Here is a 15,798-nt window from a genome sequence, read left to right on the forward strand (position 1 = left end):
CTGACGCCGGTCCAATGCACAAGTACGGCTGCGCTTTGTTGTTCATTCCGACAAAGCCTGGGGCAGCAACTGCACGCCCAGATAGAGCGCGAGCATGCCGTCGAGGGTCAGCGGGTCGACACCACTGAGTTCGGCGATGCGTTCCATGCGGTAACGCAGGCTGTTGCGGTGAATGCCCAGCGCATCGGCACAGGCCTGGCTTTGCCCATCGTGTTCGCACCAACTGCGCAGCGTTGCCAGCAGTTGGCCGTTGCTGTCCTTGGCGAGGACTTTGCGCAGCGGGTTGAGCAACTCGTCGAGGGCATCGTCGTTGCGATGGCGCCAGAGCATCACCGGCAGGCGATAACGGTTGAGCGTCAGCAAGCGCGACTGCGGCAATACATCGCGACCATAGGCGAGCAGGTCACCCACGCGTCGATAGCAGCGGCGCAACCCAGCCAGCCCGTCCGCTTGCCCGCCAACGGCCACGCGGAGGATATTCCAGCCCAGCCCTTCGAGTTTTTCCAGCAGGCGAGGATTATCGACCTGTACCGCCGCCGGCCGGCACCACAGCAGTGAATATTGCGCCGAGCTGACACACCAGCTGTCCGGATAACGTGAGGTCAGCCAGGCACTCAAGGCCTCTGCCGATTGCCCCGCGCCCAGCTCAAACAGGTAGGGCGTGCGCGCCAGCTGCGGTTTGAGGCCCAACTGTTGGGCTTCATCCACCAGGCGCGGCGAGTCGCCGGTTTCGGCCAGCAGCAAGGCGAGCAGGTCATCACAACGCTGACGCCGCCATTGCTGCTCCGCCTGCTGGTGGCGGTGGCTCACCAGCATTTCGGCGGTCATGCGCACCAGTTCGGCGTAGGTGCGCAGGCCTTCCGGTTCGCCGGTAATGCCCAGCACGCCAATCAGGCGCTGGTCGTGCATCAGCGGCAGGTTGATGCCCGGTTGCACGCCCTTGAGGTGCTTGGCGGTCTGACTATCGATTTCCACCACGCGGCCATTGGCGAGCACCAGTTGCGCGCCTTCATGACGGGTGTTGATACGCTCAGGCTCACCGCTGCCAAGAATCAGGCCCTGGCTGTCCATGACGTTGACGTTGTAGGGCAGAATCGCCATGGTGCGATCGACGATATTCTGCGCCAGGTCATGATCCAGCTCGAACATGGGGCTAAATTCCTTGGAAAGCGGGTTGTTCATAGGCACAGCGCAAAGCAGGGTTCGCTGTGCGCGAGCACAAAGACAGCAGCCTGCCAGGTGGCCGAGACTCTTTGGGCGATCAACGTTACCCTCGCATCGCGAAAAATCATAATAAAGAGAGAACGCCATGTCACAGAGCGCCGCTACCGCACTGGCCACCGATGACGATAAAAACGCCATCTACAAGCGCATCACCCTGCGCCTGATCCCCTTCATATTCATCTGCTACCTGTTCAATTACCTCGACCGGGTAAACGTTGGCTTTGCCAAACTGCAGATGCTCGATGCCTTGAAATTCAGCGAAACCGTGTATGGCCTCGGCGCCGGGATCTTCTTTATCGGCTACGTGCTGTGTGGCGTACCGAGCAACCTGGCGTTGACCCGGTTCGGTCCGCGCCGCTGGATTGCATTGATGATGATCGTCTGGGGCACGCTGTCCACTTGCCTGCTGTTCGTCACCACGCCGACGCATTTCTACACCCTGCGCCTGTTTACCGGTGCGGCTGAAGCCGGCTTCTTCCCCGGTGTGGTGCTGTACCTCTCGCAGTGGTTCCCGACGTTCCGCCGTGGGCGGATCATGGCGCTGTTCATGTCGGCGATCCCGGTCTCCGGTTTGCTCGGCAGCCCGTTTTCCGGCTGGATCCTCAACCACTTCGCCGCCGGCCAAGGTGGCCTCGCGGGCTGGCAGTGGATGTTCCTGCTGCAGGGCATTCCGACCGTAATCCTGGGCGCCCTCGCCTACTTTCTGCTCAGCGACAGCTTTGCCAATGCCAAGTGGCTCAAGCCCCACGAGCGTGCGGTGCTGGAAGCCGACCAGGCCACCGACCTGGCGAACAAACCCAAAACCACCACCGACTCCCTGGCTGAGGTGTTCAAGAACCCGGCGATCTGGGCGTTCGGCCTGATCTACTTCTGCATCCAGAGCGGCGTGTACGCCATTAACTTCTGGCTGCCGTCGATCATCAAGAGCCTGGGTTTCAGCGATAACCTGGTGATCGGCTGGCTCAGCGCCATTCCGTACCTACTGGCGGCGGTGTTCATGTTGCTGGTGGGGCGCTCTGCGGACCTGCGCAAAGAGCGGCGCTGGCACTTGGTGGTGCCCATGTTGATGGGCGCGATCGGCCTGGTGATTGCGGTGAATTTCGCCACCACCCCGGCGATTGCAATTCTCGGCCTGACCATCGCCACCATGGGCGCCCTCACCGGCCTGCCGATGTTCTGGCCGGTGCCGACCGCCATGCTCAGTGCAGGCGCGGCGGCGGGCGGGTTGGCGTTGATCAACTCCATGGGCCAGATGGCTGGCTTTCTCAGCCCGTATATCGTTGGGTTTGTGAAGGATGCCACCGGGTCTACCGATATGGCGCTGTACCTGCTCGCGGCGGTGATTGTCGGGGGTAGTGTGTTGGCGTTGCGGATGACGCGTACCTTGAAGGCTTAATGCAGCTCCCACATTGTTGTCCGGTGTTTACAGCTGGCCGCCGCCGTCGATGTCGATGACGGCGCCGGTCAGAAAGCCGTTTTCCATGGCCAATACATACCCCGCCGCCACTTCTTCCGCCTGCCCTACCCGGCCGACCGGCAACGCACCGCCCGCCTTGGCAAACATGGCCAGACGCTGGTCTTCAGCCAACCCTGCATACGCTGGCGTATCAATCACCCCCGGGCAGATCACATTGACCCGACGCGGTGCCAACTCCTTGGCCAATTGCTTGCCCAGCGCTTCGGTCGCGGCATTGATGCCGACCTTGATGAACTGCCCAGGCACCAGTTTTCGACCCAATTGCCCGGAGGTCAGGCAGATGCTGCCGTGTTCGTCGAGAAATGGCAGTGCCTGCTGGACAGCCCGCAGCGAGCCCCACAGCTTCACGTTGAAGTTGTCCTGAGCCTCGAGCAAGTCGGTTTCGAGCAAGCTCTTGGCGCGTACGCTCGGCCCGGAGGTATAGACCAGGTGATCAAAGCGCCCCACGCTTTCAAACAGGCGTTGCAGCGACGCGGTATCGGTGACGTCCACCGGTTCGCTGCGCAGGCCGTTTTCGACGCCACGCGCCAAGCGGCGCCCGGCAACTACCACCTGTGCACCACGCGCGGCGGCGGCCTTGGCGACTGCCGCGCCAATACCGCTGCTGCCGCCGATCACGATGACGGTTTTGCCGTTTAAGGAAGAAGCCATGGGGAAGATTCCTGATTGAAAAAGTGAGTGTTCATCTTCCCAGCTTGGCAATCAGCGAAAAATCCCGGTAAAACGACAAGATCTTTAAAGGATTTTTACAAATGAGCTCGACCCTCGACCTTGAAGTCTTTGTGCGCACCGCTGACACCGGCAGCCTGTCTGCCGCTGCACGAGGCTTGGGCTTGACTCCAGCGGCAGCGAGCATCGCCCTCAAGCGCCTGGAAACCCGGTTGGGCATCCGGTTACTGGCGCGCTCCACGCGGAGCATGCGGCTGACCGAGGAAGGCCGGCGCTACCTCGAGAGCGTGCGCGTGGCGCTGGAAGCACTGGCTGAGGGCGAACAGGCGATCAGGCAGCAGGGCCACAGCCTCAGCGGCTTGCTGCAACTGGCGGCGCCGTCGGATTTCGGGCGCAATGTGCTGCTGGGCTGGCTGGATGAGTTCAAGCGCGAACACCCCAACATCCGCCTGCAGTTGCTGCTCAACGACAGCAATGCCGACCTGTTCCGCGACACCGTGGACATTGCCTTGCGTTTTGGCGTACCCCGGGACTCCAGCCTCGTGGTACTGCCGGTGGTGCCCGATCACCACCGCATCCCCTGTGCCAGCCCGGATTACCTGGCGCGCCATGGCACGCCCCGAACACCGGCCGATCTGGCGCAACACAACACGCTGCGCTACATGCGTCAGGGGCGGGCCAACAGTACCTGGTACTTTCGCCAGGGTGCGCTGCTTCAGGAGGTCGAGGTCACGGGCGACTACTTGAGCGATGACGGCGAAATCGTGCGGCGCTGGGCATTGGCCGGTCACGGCATCGCCTACAAAGCCAATCTGGATATTGCCCGCGACATCAAAGCCGGTCGGCTGGTGCCCTTGCTGCCTGATTGGCAAGGCGAGCCGACGCCGTTCAACCTGATGTGCCCCCACCGCCTGCAAGTATCGGAACGGGTGAAGGTACTGCATCGCTTTTTACATGTGCGTTGTCAGGCCTTGCTGAGCACCTGAAGAAACGCTTAGAGGGCTTGTCCCAGAGCCTTTGAGTCTGGTATTGCATGGGGCACGTTTCCCGCTTTGAGGAGTTATCCATGATTTACCGCACATTGGGCCAGTCCGGTTTGAAGGTCAGCGCCTTGACCCTGGGCACCATGATGTTTGGCGAACAGACCAACACCGAAGACTCGCTGCGCATCATCGACAAGGCCTGGGACCAGGGCATCAATTTTATTGACACGGCGGACGTCTACACGGGCGGACGCTCCGAGGAAATTGTCGGCGAAGCTATCACCCGGCAGCGCCAAGACTGGATCGTGGCGTCCAAAGTCGGGTTCGGCCCGCCGGACGGCCTTCCCAACCGCAGCGGCCTGAGTCGCAAGCGCATTTTCAACGCACTGGAAGCCAGCCTAACGCGCCTGGATACGGATTACCTCGACATCTATTACCTGCACCGCGAGGACCACAACACGCCGCTGGACGTGACGGTGTCGGCGATGGGCGACCTGATCCGCCAGGGCAAGGTCCGTTACTGGGGCTTGTCCAACTATCGGGGATGGCGCATTGCCGAAGTGATTCGCGTGGCCGAACGCCTGGGCGTGGACAAACCCGTGATCAGCCAGCCGCTGTACAACATCGTCAACCGCCAGGCCGAAGTCGAGCAGATCACCGCCGCGTCTGCCTACGGTTTGGGCGTGGTGCCTTACAGCCCACTGGCGCGGGGCGTGCTCAGCGGCAAATATGCCCCGGACGTGACTCCCGAGGTCGGCAGCCGTGCGGCGCGCCAGGACAAACGCATCCTGGAAACAGAATGGCGCGTGGAGTCCCTGCGCATCGCCCAGCAGATCCAGCAATACACCCAAGGGCGCGGCGTCGGGATGGTCGAGTTTGCAATTGCCTGGGTGTTGAATAACTCGGCGGTGAGTTCGGCGATTGTCGGGCCACGCACCGAGGCGCAGTGGGATGCCTACATCGGCGCACTGGATGTGAAGATCACGGCGGAAGATGAAGCGTTCATTGATTCGCTGGTGACGCCGGGGCATGCGTCCACACCGGGGTTCAATGATGTGGGGCATTTTGTTTCGGGCCGCGTGGCACGCGCCTAGGCTTTTTTGGTGAACACAATGTGGGAGCTGTCGAGCCCCAGCGAGGCTGCGAAGGCGGCGGTATTGCCAACATCTTCATCGCATGACACTGCGCTATCGCAGCCTCGCTGAGGCTCGACAGCGCCCACATTCAACCTGCTTCGCCTGGAACACCGCGCTCAATTCGTTGGCCCCACGAGAAATTTTCCCGAAAAATGCCCCAAAACAGAGCACCCCTCTCCCGCCAAAAGCACCATAATCACCCTCTTGAAATCTCCCCTCTTGTGTATCAATGGTTTTCGCGAGGACAGTGTGTCTAAAGGTGTTGTGTTATCGGTCTTGGCCTCGGTGTTGTTTGCCGTGATGTATTACTTCACATCATTGCTGACCCCCTTGAGCGGCCTGGAAATTTTCGGCTGGCGCATGTTGCTCACCGTGCCCTGCATGACGGTATTCATGATCGTCAGCGGCGAATGGCGACGGGTGTGGGAGTTGGTGCGGATGTTGGCGGACCGGCCGCGCTTGATTGCCGGTGTGCTGGTGTCTTCGGCCTTGCTGGGCGTGCAGTTGTGGCTGTTCATGTGGGCGCCGTTGAACGGGCGCAGCCTGGATGTGTCGGTGGGTTACTTCCTGTTGCCACTCACCATGGTGCTGACCGGCCGCCTAGTGTGGGGCGAACAGCTTTCGTACTTGCAGCGGGTCGCGGTATTTTTTGCAGGCCTTGGGGTGCTCAACGAGTTGTACCAGGCCGGTGGTTTCTCTTGGGCAACGTTGGTGGTAATCATCGGCTACCCGATGTACTTCATCGTGCGCAAATACCTTAAGACCGATCATCTGGGTGGACTCTGGCTGGATATGGCGCTGATGCTGCCAGTGGCCTGGTGGTTTGTGCAGAGTGGCGAGCAAGGTTTTGCGGCGATGGATGCCTACCCGAAGCTCTACGCATTGATTCCACTGCTGGGGCTGATCAGTGCGTCGGCGCTGGTGAGCTACATCATCGCCAGTCGTTTGCTGGCGTTCAGCCTGTTCGGGCTGCTCAGCTACGTAGAGCCGGTCCTGTTGCTCGGTGTGGCGCTGATCTTGGGCGAAGGGATCAAGGGCGGCGAATGGCTGACCTACATTCCGATCTGGCTGGCGGTGATGGTGCTGGTGTTTGAAGGGTTCAAGCACTTGGTACGTCATCGCAGCGCCTGATTGGCAGGCAATAAAAAGCCCGGCCGAGGTTATCCTCGGCCGGGCTTTTTTACGCTTAGTCGGCGGTCAACACACCACGGCGGACTTGGTCGCGCTCAATCGACTCAAACAACGCCTTGAAGTTGCCCTCGCCAAACCCATCGTCGCCCTTGCGCTGGATGAATTCGAAGAACACCGGGCCCATCAGGGTTTCCGAGAAAATCTGCAGCAGCAGGCGCTTATCGCCCTCAACCGAAGAACCATCGAGCAGGATGCCGCGCGCCTGCAGTTGATCCACCGGCTCGCCGTGGTTTGGCAAGCGGCCTTCGAGCATTTCGTAGTAAGTGTCCGGCGGCGCGGTCATGAAGCGCATGCCGATCTTCTTCAATGCGTCCCAGGTCTTGACCAGATCGTCAGAGAGGAACGCCACGTGCTGGATGCCTTCACCATTGAACTGCATCAGGAACTCTTCGATCTGCCCGGCGCCCTTGGACGACTCTTCGTTCAGCGGGATGCGGATCATGCCGTCCGGCGCGCTCATGGCCTTGGAGGTCAGGCCGGTGTATTCGCCCTTGATATCGAAGTAGCGCGCTTCACGGAAGTTGAACAGTTTCTCGTAGAAGTTGGCCCAGTAGGCCATGCGCCCGCGATAGACGTTGTGGGTCAGGTGGTCGATAACCTTGAGACCGGCGCCTTGCGGGTTGCGATCAACTCCTTCGAGAAACACAAAGTCGATGTCATAGATCGAGCTGCCTTCGCCGAAACGGTCGATGAGGTACAGCGGCGCACCGCCAATGCCTTTGATCGCCGGCAGGTTCAATTCCATCGGGCCGGTTTCGATATGAATCGGCTGCGCACCCAGCTCAAGCGCGCGGTTGTAGGCCTGTTGCGAGTCCTTGACGCGGAACGCCATGCCGCACACCGACGGGCCGTGCTCGGCCGCAAAGTACGAGGCAATGCTGTTGGGTTCGTTGTTGAGGATCAGGTTGATCTCGCCCTGACGGTACAGGTGGACGTTTTTCGAGCGGTGGGTCGCGATTTTGCTGAAGCCCATGATCTCGAAGATCGGCTCCAGGGTGCCCGGCGTCGGCGACGCGAATTCAATGAATTCAAAGCCCATCAGGCCCATTGGGTTTTCGTATAGATCTGCCATGATTTGGCGCCTCATCATTCTTGTGTAGTGACGGTTTCAATTGCCAGCAAGGATGAGAGGCACGGGCGGCGCACAGGAGAGGCCTCGCACGCTGCGGGCGAGGAAATCACCAAAGATGAGGGGGGAGCCGAGTAGCTTCATGGTGTCATCAGTCTCTGACGGCCGAGGCTTGCGTGAGCGCAAGTCATATTCTTGTATGCGTAAATCGATTCTACACAGCGTAACCGTATTTGTCCGTACTCTTATCAAATCCCCAATGCCCTGGCACGTGCAAGGGGTTTATTGCACAGGTAGATGCCGAGCAGGATCACCGCGCCACCGGCCAGCATCGGCGCAGTCAACGGCTCGCCCAACAGCAAAGCGCCAGAGATCACGGCGGTTAGCGGGTTGAGCGCGATAAATACGCCGGAACGTGTCGCGCCGATTTGGCGGATGCCATCGTAATAGCCGATATAGGCCAGCGCCGACCCCAAAACGCCCAGGTACACCAGGCTCAGTACTTGCGGGGCATGCAGGCTGCCAATCGCCTCGACCGAGAAGCGGCCCATGATCAGCGTGGTTGCGGTGAGCATCACGGTGCCCATCAATATCGACCAAGTCACCGTCTGCAGCGGCCCGAGGCGCTGGTTCAATCCACGGGAAAACAGCGAGTAGACGCTCCATCCCACTACGCACCCGACGATCAGTAAATCCCCACGCCAAGTGTTGGTTGCTTCGCTCAGCACCTGGGGGTTGCGACTGACGATGACCAGGGCGGCGCCCGTCAGGCATAACGCGATACCCAGGATTTTGCTGGTGTTCAGGCGATCCTTGAATAACCACCAGGACGCCAGGCCGATCACTGCCGGGTTCAACGCCACGATCAATGAAGCCCGCGACGCATTGATGTACTGCAACCCGTAGAAGAAACACAGGTTGTAGAAAAAGATGCCGAAAAAACCCAGCATCACCAGTTGTGCCATCTGCCTGGGGCTTGGACGGGCCAGTGGGATGCGCGCCAGCCCCATGAACGCCAGCAATGCCAGGCTGGCTAGCAGAAACCGCAGGCTGGCCGCGAGCAAAGGGTCGATCGCCGCACTGAGGTAGCGACCGGCCACGAAGGTACCGCCCCAAATCATGGTGACGGCAGCCAACTTCATATACGTGATGCGATCCGAGGGCAAATACATAGGCTGAGGCTCTAATGACTTGAGGGTTGGCCCATTCTTCTGGTAATACATCGTCATCGTAAAATGAGTGATTACTCATGACCCTGACCCAACTCGAAATATTCTCCCAAGTGGCCGAGCTGCACGGTTTTACCAGCGCGGCCCACCGCCTGGGTATCAGCCAGTCGGCGGTGTCCCATGCAATCAAGGGTCTGGAACAGGAACTGGGCGTGGCATTGTTCAGGCGTCACCAGGCTCAGGTGGAACTCAGTGATATTGGCGCGCAATTGCTCGGGCGCGCCCGGGCAATGCTTGGCCTGGCGAACACCTTGCAACAGGAAGCGGCGGATGCGCGGGGCATGAAACGCGGGACGCTGCGCATCGGTTCCTTTGGCCCGACGGCCTCGAATCACCTGCTGCCGAAGATCCTCAGCCAGTTCCACCTGGATTACCCAGGCATTGAAGTGCATGTGGACGAAGGGCCGGACAGGCAGGTTATCCAATGGCTCGACGAGCGTCGTATCGATATTGGCTTTGTGGTGCTGGAACAGGAACGCTTCGACACCTTCGCCCTGTTCGAGGACCAGATGGTTGCGCTGCTGCCCGCAGACCATCATCTGGCCGCGTGCGAACAGGTCAGCCTCAAGGACTTGTGCAGCGAACCCTTCGCCCTGACTGAGGCCGGCTCCACTGAGCTGGTGGTGCGGCTGTTCAACGAGGCGCGGCTGACGCCAAACGTGCGCTATCGCTGCTCACAGTTGCTGAGCACGCTGGAAACCGTCAGCCGGGGTGAGGCCGTGAGCGTGGTGGCACAAGCCTCCTTGCCGGCTGGGTGCGACCCGCGTTATGTGCAGCGCGCGCTGTCACCGCGTGTGCCACGCCAAGTGGGCCTGGCGGTACTGGACCGGCGCCAGTCTTCCCCCGCAACCCTCGCCTTTATCCGCATTGCCCAAGGCCTGGAACTGTAGCGCTGGCTACTGGCCAAACGGCTAGGTACGGCGAGCGTATTTGGGCCAAGCCAACTATCATCGATTGAATCTGACACAGGCAACAGGCCGTTTACTTCATGCCCCTGACCATCAACGGCCCGCGAAAACGCGCCACGCGTTACTTGATCACATCCTTGAGTGCCTTGCTGCCGATTGCACTCGGGCTGGTCATCCTGCACTGGCAAGCCGAACGCACCCTGCAGCAAAGCACCGCCCAGACAGCCCAGGAAGCCGTGCGCCAATTCGACTTGATGCTCGATAACACCGCACTCGCCGCCCAGGCCTTGCTGCCTTTGGCGGGGCAACCTTGTGACAACAGTGCACAGTTGGCCCTGCGCGAACAGGTCACGCGTCGGCCGTTTGTGCGCGCGACCACCTTGTCCTGGCAGAAAAATATCTATTGCAGCTCGCTGTTTGGCGATAACTACGCGTCACCGGTCAACCCGGATGACTACGTCGACGGCCGCTTATGGTTGATGAATGGCAACCCGGTGACGCCGGATACCGCTCTACTGGTTTACCGGTTGGTCGACGGCGACAAGGCCGCTTTTGCGTCGATTGATGGCTATCACCTGACCAACGCGCTGCGCTTGATCAGCCGTTACGCCTACCTGGTCCTGCAAGTTGGCCCAAATTGGCTAGGGGCTGATGGCAAGGTGCTTAACACCGCCACACCCGTTTTTGCGGTGGCGCATCATCAGCTGGTATCCGATCGCTATCACTACAGCGTCACCGCTGGCATGCCGGCAGGTGAAGTGTGGCGGTACATGCAGGCCCGGTATGCGGCGTTGTTCAGCCTGGTGGTGTTCTTTGGCGTGCTGGCGGGCGTATTGGCGCATTGGCTGCAAAAGCGCTCTTCAGCGCCGACCCAGGAACTGCAACGGGCGCTGGGCGCCAATGAATTCATTCCGTATTTCCAGCCAGTGGTGCGCGGCGATACGCGCGAGTGGAGCCGGCTGCGAAGTTTTGATGCGCTGGCAACACCCGAAGGAAGGTCTGGTGCGTCCTGACCTGTTCATCCCCCTGGCCGAGCATTCGGGCCTGATTGTGCCGATGACCCGCGCCCTGTTGCGCCAGACCGCCGCGCAACTGTCGCCGCACGCCGCGCGCTTCAGCCCTGGCTTTCATATCGGCGTAAATATCACCGCACGCCATTGCCAGGACCTGGCGCTGGTGAATGACTGTCGGGAGTTTCTCGCCGCCTTCCCCGTGGGCCAAGTGACGCTGGTGCTGGAACTGACCGAACGTGAGTTGATCGAGCCCAGCGATATCACCCGGCGCTTGTTCGACGCGCTGCATGAACTGGGCGTGATGATTGCCATCGACGACTTTGGCACCGGTCATTCCAGCCTGGGTTACTTGCGCAACTTCAATGTCGACTACTTGAAGATCGACCAGAGTTTTGTCGCCATGATCGGCGCCGATGCACTATCACGGCATATTCTGGACAGCATTATAGAACTGTCTGGCAAGCTCGACCTGGGCATCGTTGCAGAGGGTGTGGAAACCGCTCAACAGTGTGATTATCTAGCCAGTCAAGGTGTGGATTTCCTGCAGGGCTATCTGTTCGGAAGGCCTTTGCCCTGCGATGAATTTATTAAATCCCTGGCCAGCCATTGAATAGCCACACACTCTATGCCCTGAAATAATGTTATTTAGACAAAAGACATGATTTACTCGCAGCGGATTAACTACTACAATTTTTCCTGCCTGTGCAGAATTCGCAGGACGACTTCTTTCTTGGGTCGCCTTAAAGCGCTTGGTTTATAGCTTTGTCTGCAGTTGATATCAGCCAACACCATTATTGGAGTACAGATTTTGTCCAGACTCGCCGAATTTCGCGCAGCAGAAAAGGCCCTTCAAGAGCAGCTTGCCCAGCTGGAATCCCTGAAGAACGACGCCGGCCTGAAGAAAGAAATCGAATTCGAAGAAAAGCTTCAAGCCCTGATGAAGACCTATGGCAAAGGCCTGCGCGACATCATTTCCATCCTTGATCCAAACCCTGGCAAGTCCAGCGCTGCTGCCGCTACCGCACCAAAACAGCGCCGTGCACGCGTGGTCAAGGTTTACCAGAACCCACACACCGGTGAGCTGATCGAAACTAAAGGCGGGAACCACCGTGGCCTCAAGGCCTGGAAAGAACAGTACGGCGCCACCACTGTAGATTCCTGGCTGCGCGGCTGATCACACCGCACTAACAAAGAGCCCCGCTTATGCGGGGCTTTTTTATTTCAACGGTTCGAAATCGAACTTAAATAACGTTTCATCATGTTCATAATCGATGGGCATTACATACTTAAAGTTTCAGGCTATCGCGCACCGAACTGACTTCGTCCTTGCTTGCCTCGTATGCATTCGCCTGCCCCGCGTATGAAAAAACATACGCCTTATCGGCATCAACCGCCCCGACCAATGTTTGCGAAAGCACGTGACGCCCGTTTTCGGTTATCACACAGGTAGTTTCCAGCGCATCAAGACGGCTCAATGTTGTAGGGCGCATCTTGCTGCACACACTTTGATAACCGCCCTGGGCAAAATCTTTCTGAATCGACTTGCGCATCTCCAGCAGTACACCTTGAAGATTAACCTTGTGCCCCGCCTCAATCGGCGTGCCGGTCAACTCCATGACCATCAAGGTCGCGCCGTTTTCATCGTTCTTGATCGCCCGTTGCCGAGAGACAGGCTGAGGTTTACCGGGCGCGTCGCCATCGGGCGTCACCTCTTCGATTTGCCAGCCGCTGGGCCAATGAATCTCAGGGTCGGCCGCCAATACGAAAGGACTGCCCAACAGCAAACACACAGCGCTCAACAACGGTTTACGAAGTTCGATCATTGCGAAAAACACCCAAGGTTCAAGCACCAAAGTTTGAGCCCCAGCCCCACTCGTCGCAAGGCCTGCGTGGCCTTTTTCATTTGGCGCGCGGCGCAGGCCTTGCGTATCATGCCCTGGCTGCAAGGATGCCAGCCGCAAGCCAAGGACCTGCTCACATCTTAGAGCCGCGTTTGCCCCATTTTTTCTGGAGGGCCCATGAGCCTGCACGAACTGAACACTTTCCCGGGCGTCACTGCCCAACCTGACACCGCCACCACGAACTTCGTGTTCAACCACACCATGCTGCGGGTCAAGGACATCACCCAGTCGCTGGACTTCTACACGCGCGTCCTGGGCTTTTCGCTGGTTGAGAAACGCGACTTCCCGGAAGCCGAATTCAGCCTGTACTTCCTGGCTCTGGTGGACAAATCCCAGATCCCGGCCGACGCTGCCGAACGTACCCAGTGGATGAAGTCGATCCCAGGTATCCTGGAGCTGACTCACAACCACGGCACCGAAAACGACGCCGACTTCGCCTACCACAACGGCAACACCGACCCGCGTGGCTTTGGCCACATCTGCATCTCGGTACCGGATATCGTCGCGGCCTGTGAGCGTTTCGAAGCCCTGGGCTGTGACTTCCAGAAGCGCCTGAGCGATGGCCGCATGAAAAGCCTGGCATTCATCAAGGACCCGGATGCGTACTGGGTTGAGATCATTCAGCCAGCGCCGATGTAAACAAAAAAACCCCATGATCGCTCATGGGGTTTTTCATTTCCGGCCCGGGATTTACGCCGGCGCGGAAGTACGGATCAAGTGATCGAAAGCACTCAGTGAAGCTTTGGCGCCCTCGCCCACTGCGATCACAATCTGCTTGTAGGGCACAGTCGTGACGTCGCCGGCAGCAAACACACCTGGCAATGAAGTCTCGCCACGCGCATCGACGATGATCTCGCCGCGAGGCGTCAGCTCGACAGTGCCTTTGAGCCAATCGGTGTTGGGCAGCAAACCGATCTGCACGAAGATACCTTCGAGGTCGATAGTCTTGAACTCGCCGCTGTCGCGATCCTTGTACGCCAAGCCGGTGACTTTCTGGCCATCGCCTTTCACTTCACTGGTCAGTGCACTGGTGATCACGTCAACGTTCGGCAGGCTGTAAAGCTTGCGCTGCAACACAGCATCGGCGCGCAACTTGCTGTCGAACTCAAGCAAGGTGACGTGGCTGACGATCCCGGCCAAGTCGATGGCCGCTTCAACGCCGGAGTTACCGCCGCCGATCACTGCCACACGCTTGCCCTTGAACAACGGGCCATCGCAGTGTGGGCAGAAACACACGCCTTTAGCCTTGTATTCCTGCTCGCCCGGCACACCCATTTCCCGCCAGCGAGCACCGGTGGCCAGGATCACGGTTTTGGACTTGAGCGTCGCACCACTTTCGAAGCGAATCTCGTGCAACTCACCGGCGTTTTTCGCAGGGATCAGGCTGCTGGCACGCTGCAGGTTCATGATGTCCACGTCGTACTGACGCACGTGGGCTTCCAGGGCGCTGGCCAGTTTCGGGCCTTCGGTTTCCTGTACCGAGATAAAGTTCTCGATGGACATGGTGTCCAGCACCTGCCCACCAAAACGCTCAGCCGCCACGCCGGTACGAATGCCTTTACGTGCGGCGTAGATCGCAGCCGCAGAACCGGCCGGGCCACCGCCGACGACAAGGACGTCAAAGGCGTCTTTGGCGCTGATTTTCTCGGCGGCCTTTTCGATACCGCTGGTGTCGAGCTTGGCGAGGATCTCTTCCAGGCCCATGCGGCCCTGGCCGAAGTTCACACCATTGAGGTACACGCTCGGCACTGCCATGACCTGGCGTTCGTCGACTTCAGCCTGGAACAACGCGCCGTCGATAGCGACGTGGCGGATGTTCGGGTTCAGCACAGCCATCAGGTTCAGCGCCTGGACCACGTCCGGGCAGTTCTGGCACGACAGCGAGAAGTAAGTCTCGAAGCTGAACTCGCCTTTAAGGGCGCGAATCTGTTCAATCACTTCGACACTGGCCTTCGACGGGTGGCCACCGACTTGCAGCAGGGCCAACACCAACGAAGTGAATTCATGGCCCATGGGGATACCGGCGAAACGCAGGCTGATCTCGGCACCCGGGCGGTTGATGGAGAACGAAGGCTTACGCGCATCATCGCCATCGGTTTTCAGGGTAATCAGCGTAGTGAGGCTGACGACGTCCTGAAGAAGGGCAAGCATTTCCTGGGATTTCGCACCGTCGTCGAGAGAGGCAACGATCTCGATCGGCTGGGTGACCCGCTCCAGGTATGACTTCAACTGAGCTTTAAGATTGGCGTCCAACATACGGGCGATTTCCTTGAATTCTGGGTATAAAAAAACGCCCGAGCGAATCTCGCCCGGGCGTTTTTGAGGGCGGTTGCAGCTTACTGGGTAGGTGCGGAATACCGCCCTTGAGGCTTCACAGACTTAGATCTTGCCGACCAGGTCCAGGGACGGAGCCAAAGTGGCCTCGCCTTCTTTCCACTTGGCTGGGCACACTTCGCCTGGGTGGGCAGCTACGTACTGGGCGGCTTTGATTTTGCGCAGCAGCTCGGAAGCGTCACGGCCAACACCGCCGTCGTTCAGTTCAACGATCTTGATCTGACCTTCTGGGTTGATCACGAACGTACCGCGGTCTGCCAGGCCAGCTTCTTCGATCAGTACGTCGAAGTTGCGGGAGATGGTCAGGGTTGGGTCGCCGATCATGGTGTACTGGATTTTGCCGATGGCTGGCGAAGTGTTGTGCCAGGCAGCGTGGGCAAAGTGGGTGTCGGTGGAAACGCTGTAGATCTCGACGCCCAGCTTCTGGAATTCGGCGTAGTTGTCAGCCAGGTCTTCCAGTTCGGTTGGGCAAACGAAGGTGAAGTCGGCTGGGTAGAAGAACACAACGGACCATTTGCCTTTCAGGTCAGCGTCGGTCACATCGACGAAGTTGCCGTTTTTGTAGGCGGTCGCTTTGAACGGTTTTACTTGGCTGTTGATGATAGGCATCGTTGACTCTCCGTTAGGGTTTGTAGAAGGGCTTAGTAAGTTGATGAAGTGAATC

The 15,798-nt window shown here is 59.1% G+C and carries 14 protein-coding genes and 1 pseudogene; 8 read left to right on the forward strand and 7 right to left on the reverse strand.

From position 1 onward, the window contains the following. Positions 1 to 42: 42 nt before the first annotated feature. Positions 43 to 1,149, reverse strand: coding sequence for a sugar diacid recognition domain-containing protein (locus tag AB4O35_RS20740; protein WP_065873057.1), 1,107 nt, complete (start codon positions 1,147 to 1,149; stop codon positions 43 to 45). 160 nt (positions 1,150 to 1,309) lie between these two features. Here AB4O35_RS20740 and AB4O35_RS20745 point away from each other — a divergent pair, with 160 nt between their 5' ends. Further along, a complete protein-coding gene (locus AB4O35_RS20745; protein ID WP_065873056.1) occupies positions 1,310 to 2,620 on the forward strand; it encodes an MFS transporter in 1,311 nt (436 codons plus the stop codon). Between the two features lie 27 nt (positions 2,621 to 2,647). On the opposite strand, the gene AB4O35_RS20750 is transcribed toward AB4O35_RS20745, so the two are convergent. Continuing rightward, positions 2,648 to 3,352, reverse strand: coding sequence for an SDR family oxidoreductase (locus AB4O35_RS20750; protein WP_065945291.1), 705 nt, complete (start codon positions 3,350 to 3,352; stop codon positions 2,648 to 2,650). Positions 3,353 to 3,453: 101 nt separating this feature from the next. On the opposite strand from AB4O35_RS20750, the gene AB4O35_RS20755 reads away from it, so the two are divergent. The 3 genes from AB4O35_RS20755 (at position 3,454) to rarD (ending at position 6,620) form a co-directional block, all read left to right on the forward strand. Then, entirely contained in the window at positions 3,454 to 4,356 is a 903-nt protein-coding gene (locus AB4O35_RS20755) for a LysR family transcriptional regulator (RefSeq protein WP_065945290.1), read from the forward strand. 80 nt (positions 4,357 to 4,436) lie between these two features. Next, positions 4,437 to 5,447, forward strand: coding sequence for an aldo/keto reductase (locus tag AB4O35_RS20760; protein WP_065945289.1), 1,011 nt, complete (start codon positions 4,437 to 4,439; stop codon positions 5,445 to 5,447). A 291-nt stretch (positions 5,448 to 5,738) separates the two neighbouring features. Further along, on the forward strand, positions 5,739 to 6,620 hold the full coding sequence (gene rarD / locus AB4O35_RS20765) for an EamA family transporter RarD (protein WP_065873244.1): 882 nt from the start codon (positions 5,739 to 5,741) through the stop codon (positions 6,618 to 6,620). Between the two features lie 55 nt (positions 6,621 to 6,675). Here the strand turns inward: rarD and hppD are convergent, their stop codons facing one another. Together hppD and AB4O35_RS20775 are read right to left on the reverse strand one after the other, a co-directional pair. Beyond that, positions 6,676 to 7,752, reverse strand: a complete 1,077-nt coding sequence (hppD, locus tag AB4O35_RS20770; protein WP_065873052.1) for a 4-hydroxyphenylpyruvate dioxygenase — start codon at positions 7,750 to 7,752, stop codon at positions 6,676 to 6,678. Between the two features lie 245 nt (positions 7,753 to 7,997). Next, on the reverse strand, positions 7,998 to 8,921 hold the full coding sequence (locus tag AB4O35_RS20775; protein ID WP_065945288.1) for a DMT family transporter: 924 nt from the start codon (positions 8,919 to 8,921) through the stop codon (positions 7,998 to 8,000). A 77-nt stretch (positions 8,922 to 8,998) separates the two neighbouring features. On the opposite strand from AB4O35_RS20775, the gene AB4O35_RS20780 reads away from it, so the two are divergent. The 3 genes and pseudogenes from AB4O35_RS20780 to AB4O35_RS20790 all read left to right on the forward strand — a co-directional run bounded on the left by AB4O35_RS20780 (position 8,999) and on the right by AB4O35_RS20790 (position 12,073). Continuing rightward, positions 8,999 to 9,868 (forward strand): LysR family transcriptional regulator, encoded by an 870-nt coding sequence (locus AB4O35_RS20780; RefSeq protein WP_065873050.1) that lies wholly within the window; start codon positions 8,999 to 9,001, stop codon positions 9,866 to 9,868. A 98-nt stretch (positions 9,869 to 9,966) separates the two neighbouring features. Beyond that, positions 9,967 to 11,509, forward strand: a pseudogene (locus AB4O35_RS20785) (EAL domain-containing protein). A gap of 198 nt (positions 11,510 to 11,707) precedes the next feature. Then, positions 11,708 to 12,073 carry a histone-like nucleoid-structuring protein, MvaT/MvaU family gene (locus AB4O35_RS20790; RefSeq protein WP_065873048.1) on the forward strand — a complete coding sequence of 122 codons (366 nt, stop codon included), beginning with the start codon at positions 11,708 to 11,710 and terminating at the stop codon, positions 12,071 to 12,073. Positions 12,074 to 12,185: 112 nt separating this feature from the next. Here AB4O35_RS20790 and AB4O35_RS20795 read toward each other — a convergent pair whose 3' ends face one another. After that, positions 12,186 to 12,722 (reverse strand): DUF4946 domain-containing protein, encoded by a 537-nt coding sequence (locus AB4O35_RS20795; RefSeq protein WP_065873243.1) that lies wholly within the window; start codon positions 12,720 to 12,722, stop codon positions 12,186 to 12,188. A gap of 195 nt (positions 12,723 to 12,917) precedes the next feature. Here AB4O35_RS20795 and gloA point away from each other — a divergent pair, with 195 nt between their 5' ends. After that, on the forward strand, positions 12,918 to 13,439 hold the full coding sequence (gene gloA / locus AB4O35_RS20800) for a lactoylglutathione lyase (protein ID WP_065873047.1): 522 nt from the start codon (positions 12,918 to 12,920) through the stop codon (positions 13,437 to 13,439). Between the two features lie 51 nt (positions 13,440 to 13,490). Here the strand turns inward: gloA and ahpF are convergent, their stop codons facing one another. Together ahpF and ahpC are read right to left on the reverse strand one after the other, a co-directional pair. Beyond that, positions 13,491 to 15,056, reverse strand: coding sequence for an alkyl hydroperoxide reductase subunit F (ahpF, locus tag AB4O35_RS20805; RefSeq protein ID WP_065873046.1), 1,566 nt, complete (start codon positions 15,054 to 15,056; stop codon positions 13,491 to 13,493). 123 nt (positions 15,057 to 15,179) lie between these two features. Then, positions 15,180 to 15,743 (reverse strand): alkyl hydroperoxide reductase subunit C, encoded by a 564-nt coding sequence (gene ahpC / locus AB4O35_RS20810; RefSeq protein WP_003173835.1) that lies wholly within the window; start codon positions 15,741 to 15,743, stop codon positions 15,180 to 15,182. Positions 15,744 to 15,798 lie beyond the last annotated feature (55 nt).

The organism is Pseudomonas sp. H1_A03, assembly GCF_054685145.1.

Coding starts and splice junctions, on each gene's coding strand:
- AB4O35_RS20780 (WP_065873050.1), top strand. CDS start 8,999: ATGACCCTGACCCAACTCGAAATATTCTCCCAAGTGGCCGAGCTGCAC.
- AB4O35_RS20750 (WP_065945291.1), bottom strand. CDS start 3,352: ATGGCTTCTTCCTTAAACGGCAAAACCGTCATCGTGATCGGCGGCAGC.
- gloA (WP_065873047.1), top strand. CDS start 12,918: ATGAGCCTGCACGAACTGAACACTTTCCCGGGCGTCACTGCCCAACCT.
- AB4O35_RS20740 (WP_065873057.1), bottom strand. CDS start 1,149: ATGTTCGAGCTGGATCATGACCTGGCGCAGAATATCGTCGATCGCACC.
- AB4O35_RS20795 (WP_065873243.1), bottom strand. CDS start 12,722: ATGATCGAACTTCGTAAACCGTTGTTGAGCGCTGTGTGTTTGCTGTTG.
- AB4O35_RS20745 (WP_065873056.1), top strand. CDS start 1,310: ATGTCACAGAGCGCCGCTACCGCACTGGCCACCGATGACGATAAAAAC.
- ahpC (WP_003173835.1), bottom strand. CDS start 15,743: ATGCCTATCATCAACAGCCAAGTAAAACCGTTCAAAGCGACCGCCTAC.
- AB4O35_RS20775 (WP_065945288.1), bottom strand. CDS start 8,921: ATGTATTTGCCCTCGGATCGCATCACGTATATGAAGTTGGCTGCCGTC.
- hppD (WP_065873052.1), bottom strand. CDS start 7,752: ATGGCAGATCTATACGAAAACCCAATGGGCCTGATGGGCTTTGAATTC.
- AB4O35_RS20755 (WP_065945290.1), top strand. CDS start 3,454: ATGAGCTCGACCCTCGACCTTGAAGTCTTTGTGCGCACCGCTGACACC.
- AB4O35_RS20760 (WP_065945289.1), top strand. CDS start 4,437: ATGATTTACCGCACATTGGGCCAGTCCGGTTTGAAGGTCAGCGCCTTG.
- ahpF (WP_065873046.1), bottom strand. CDS start 15,056: ATGTTGGACGCCAATCTTAAAGCTCAGTTGAAGTCATACCTGGAGCGG.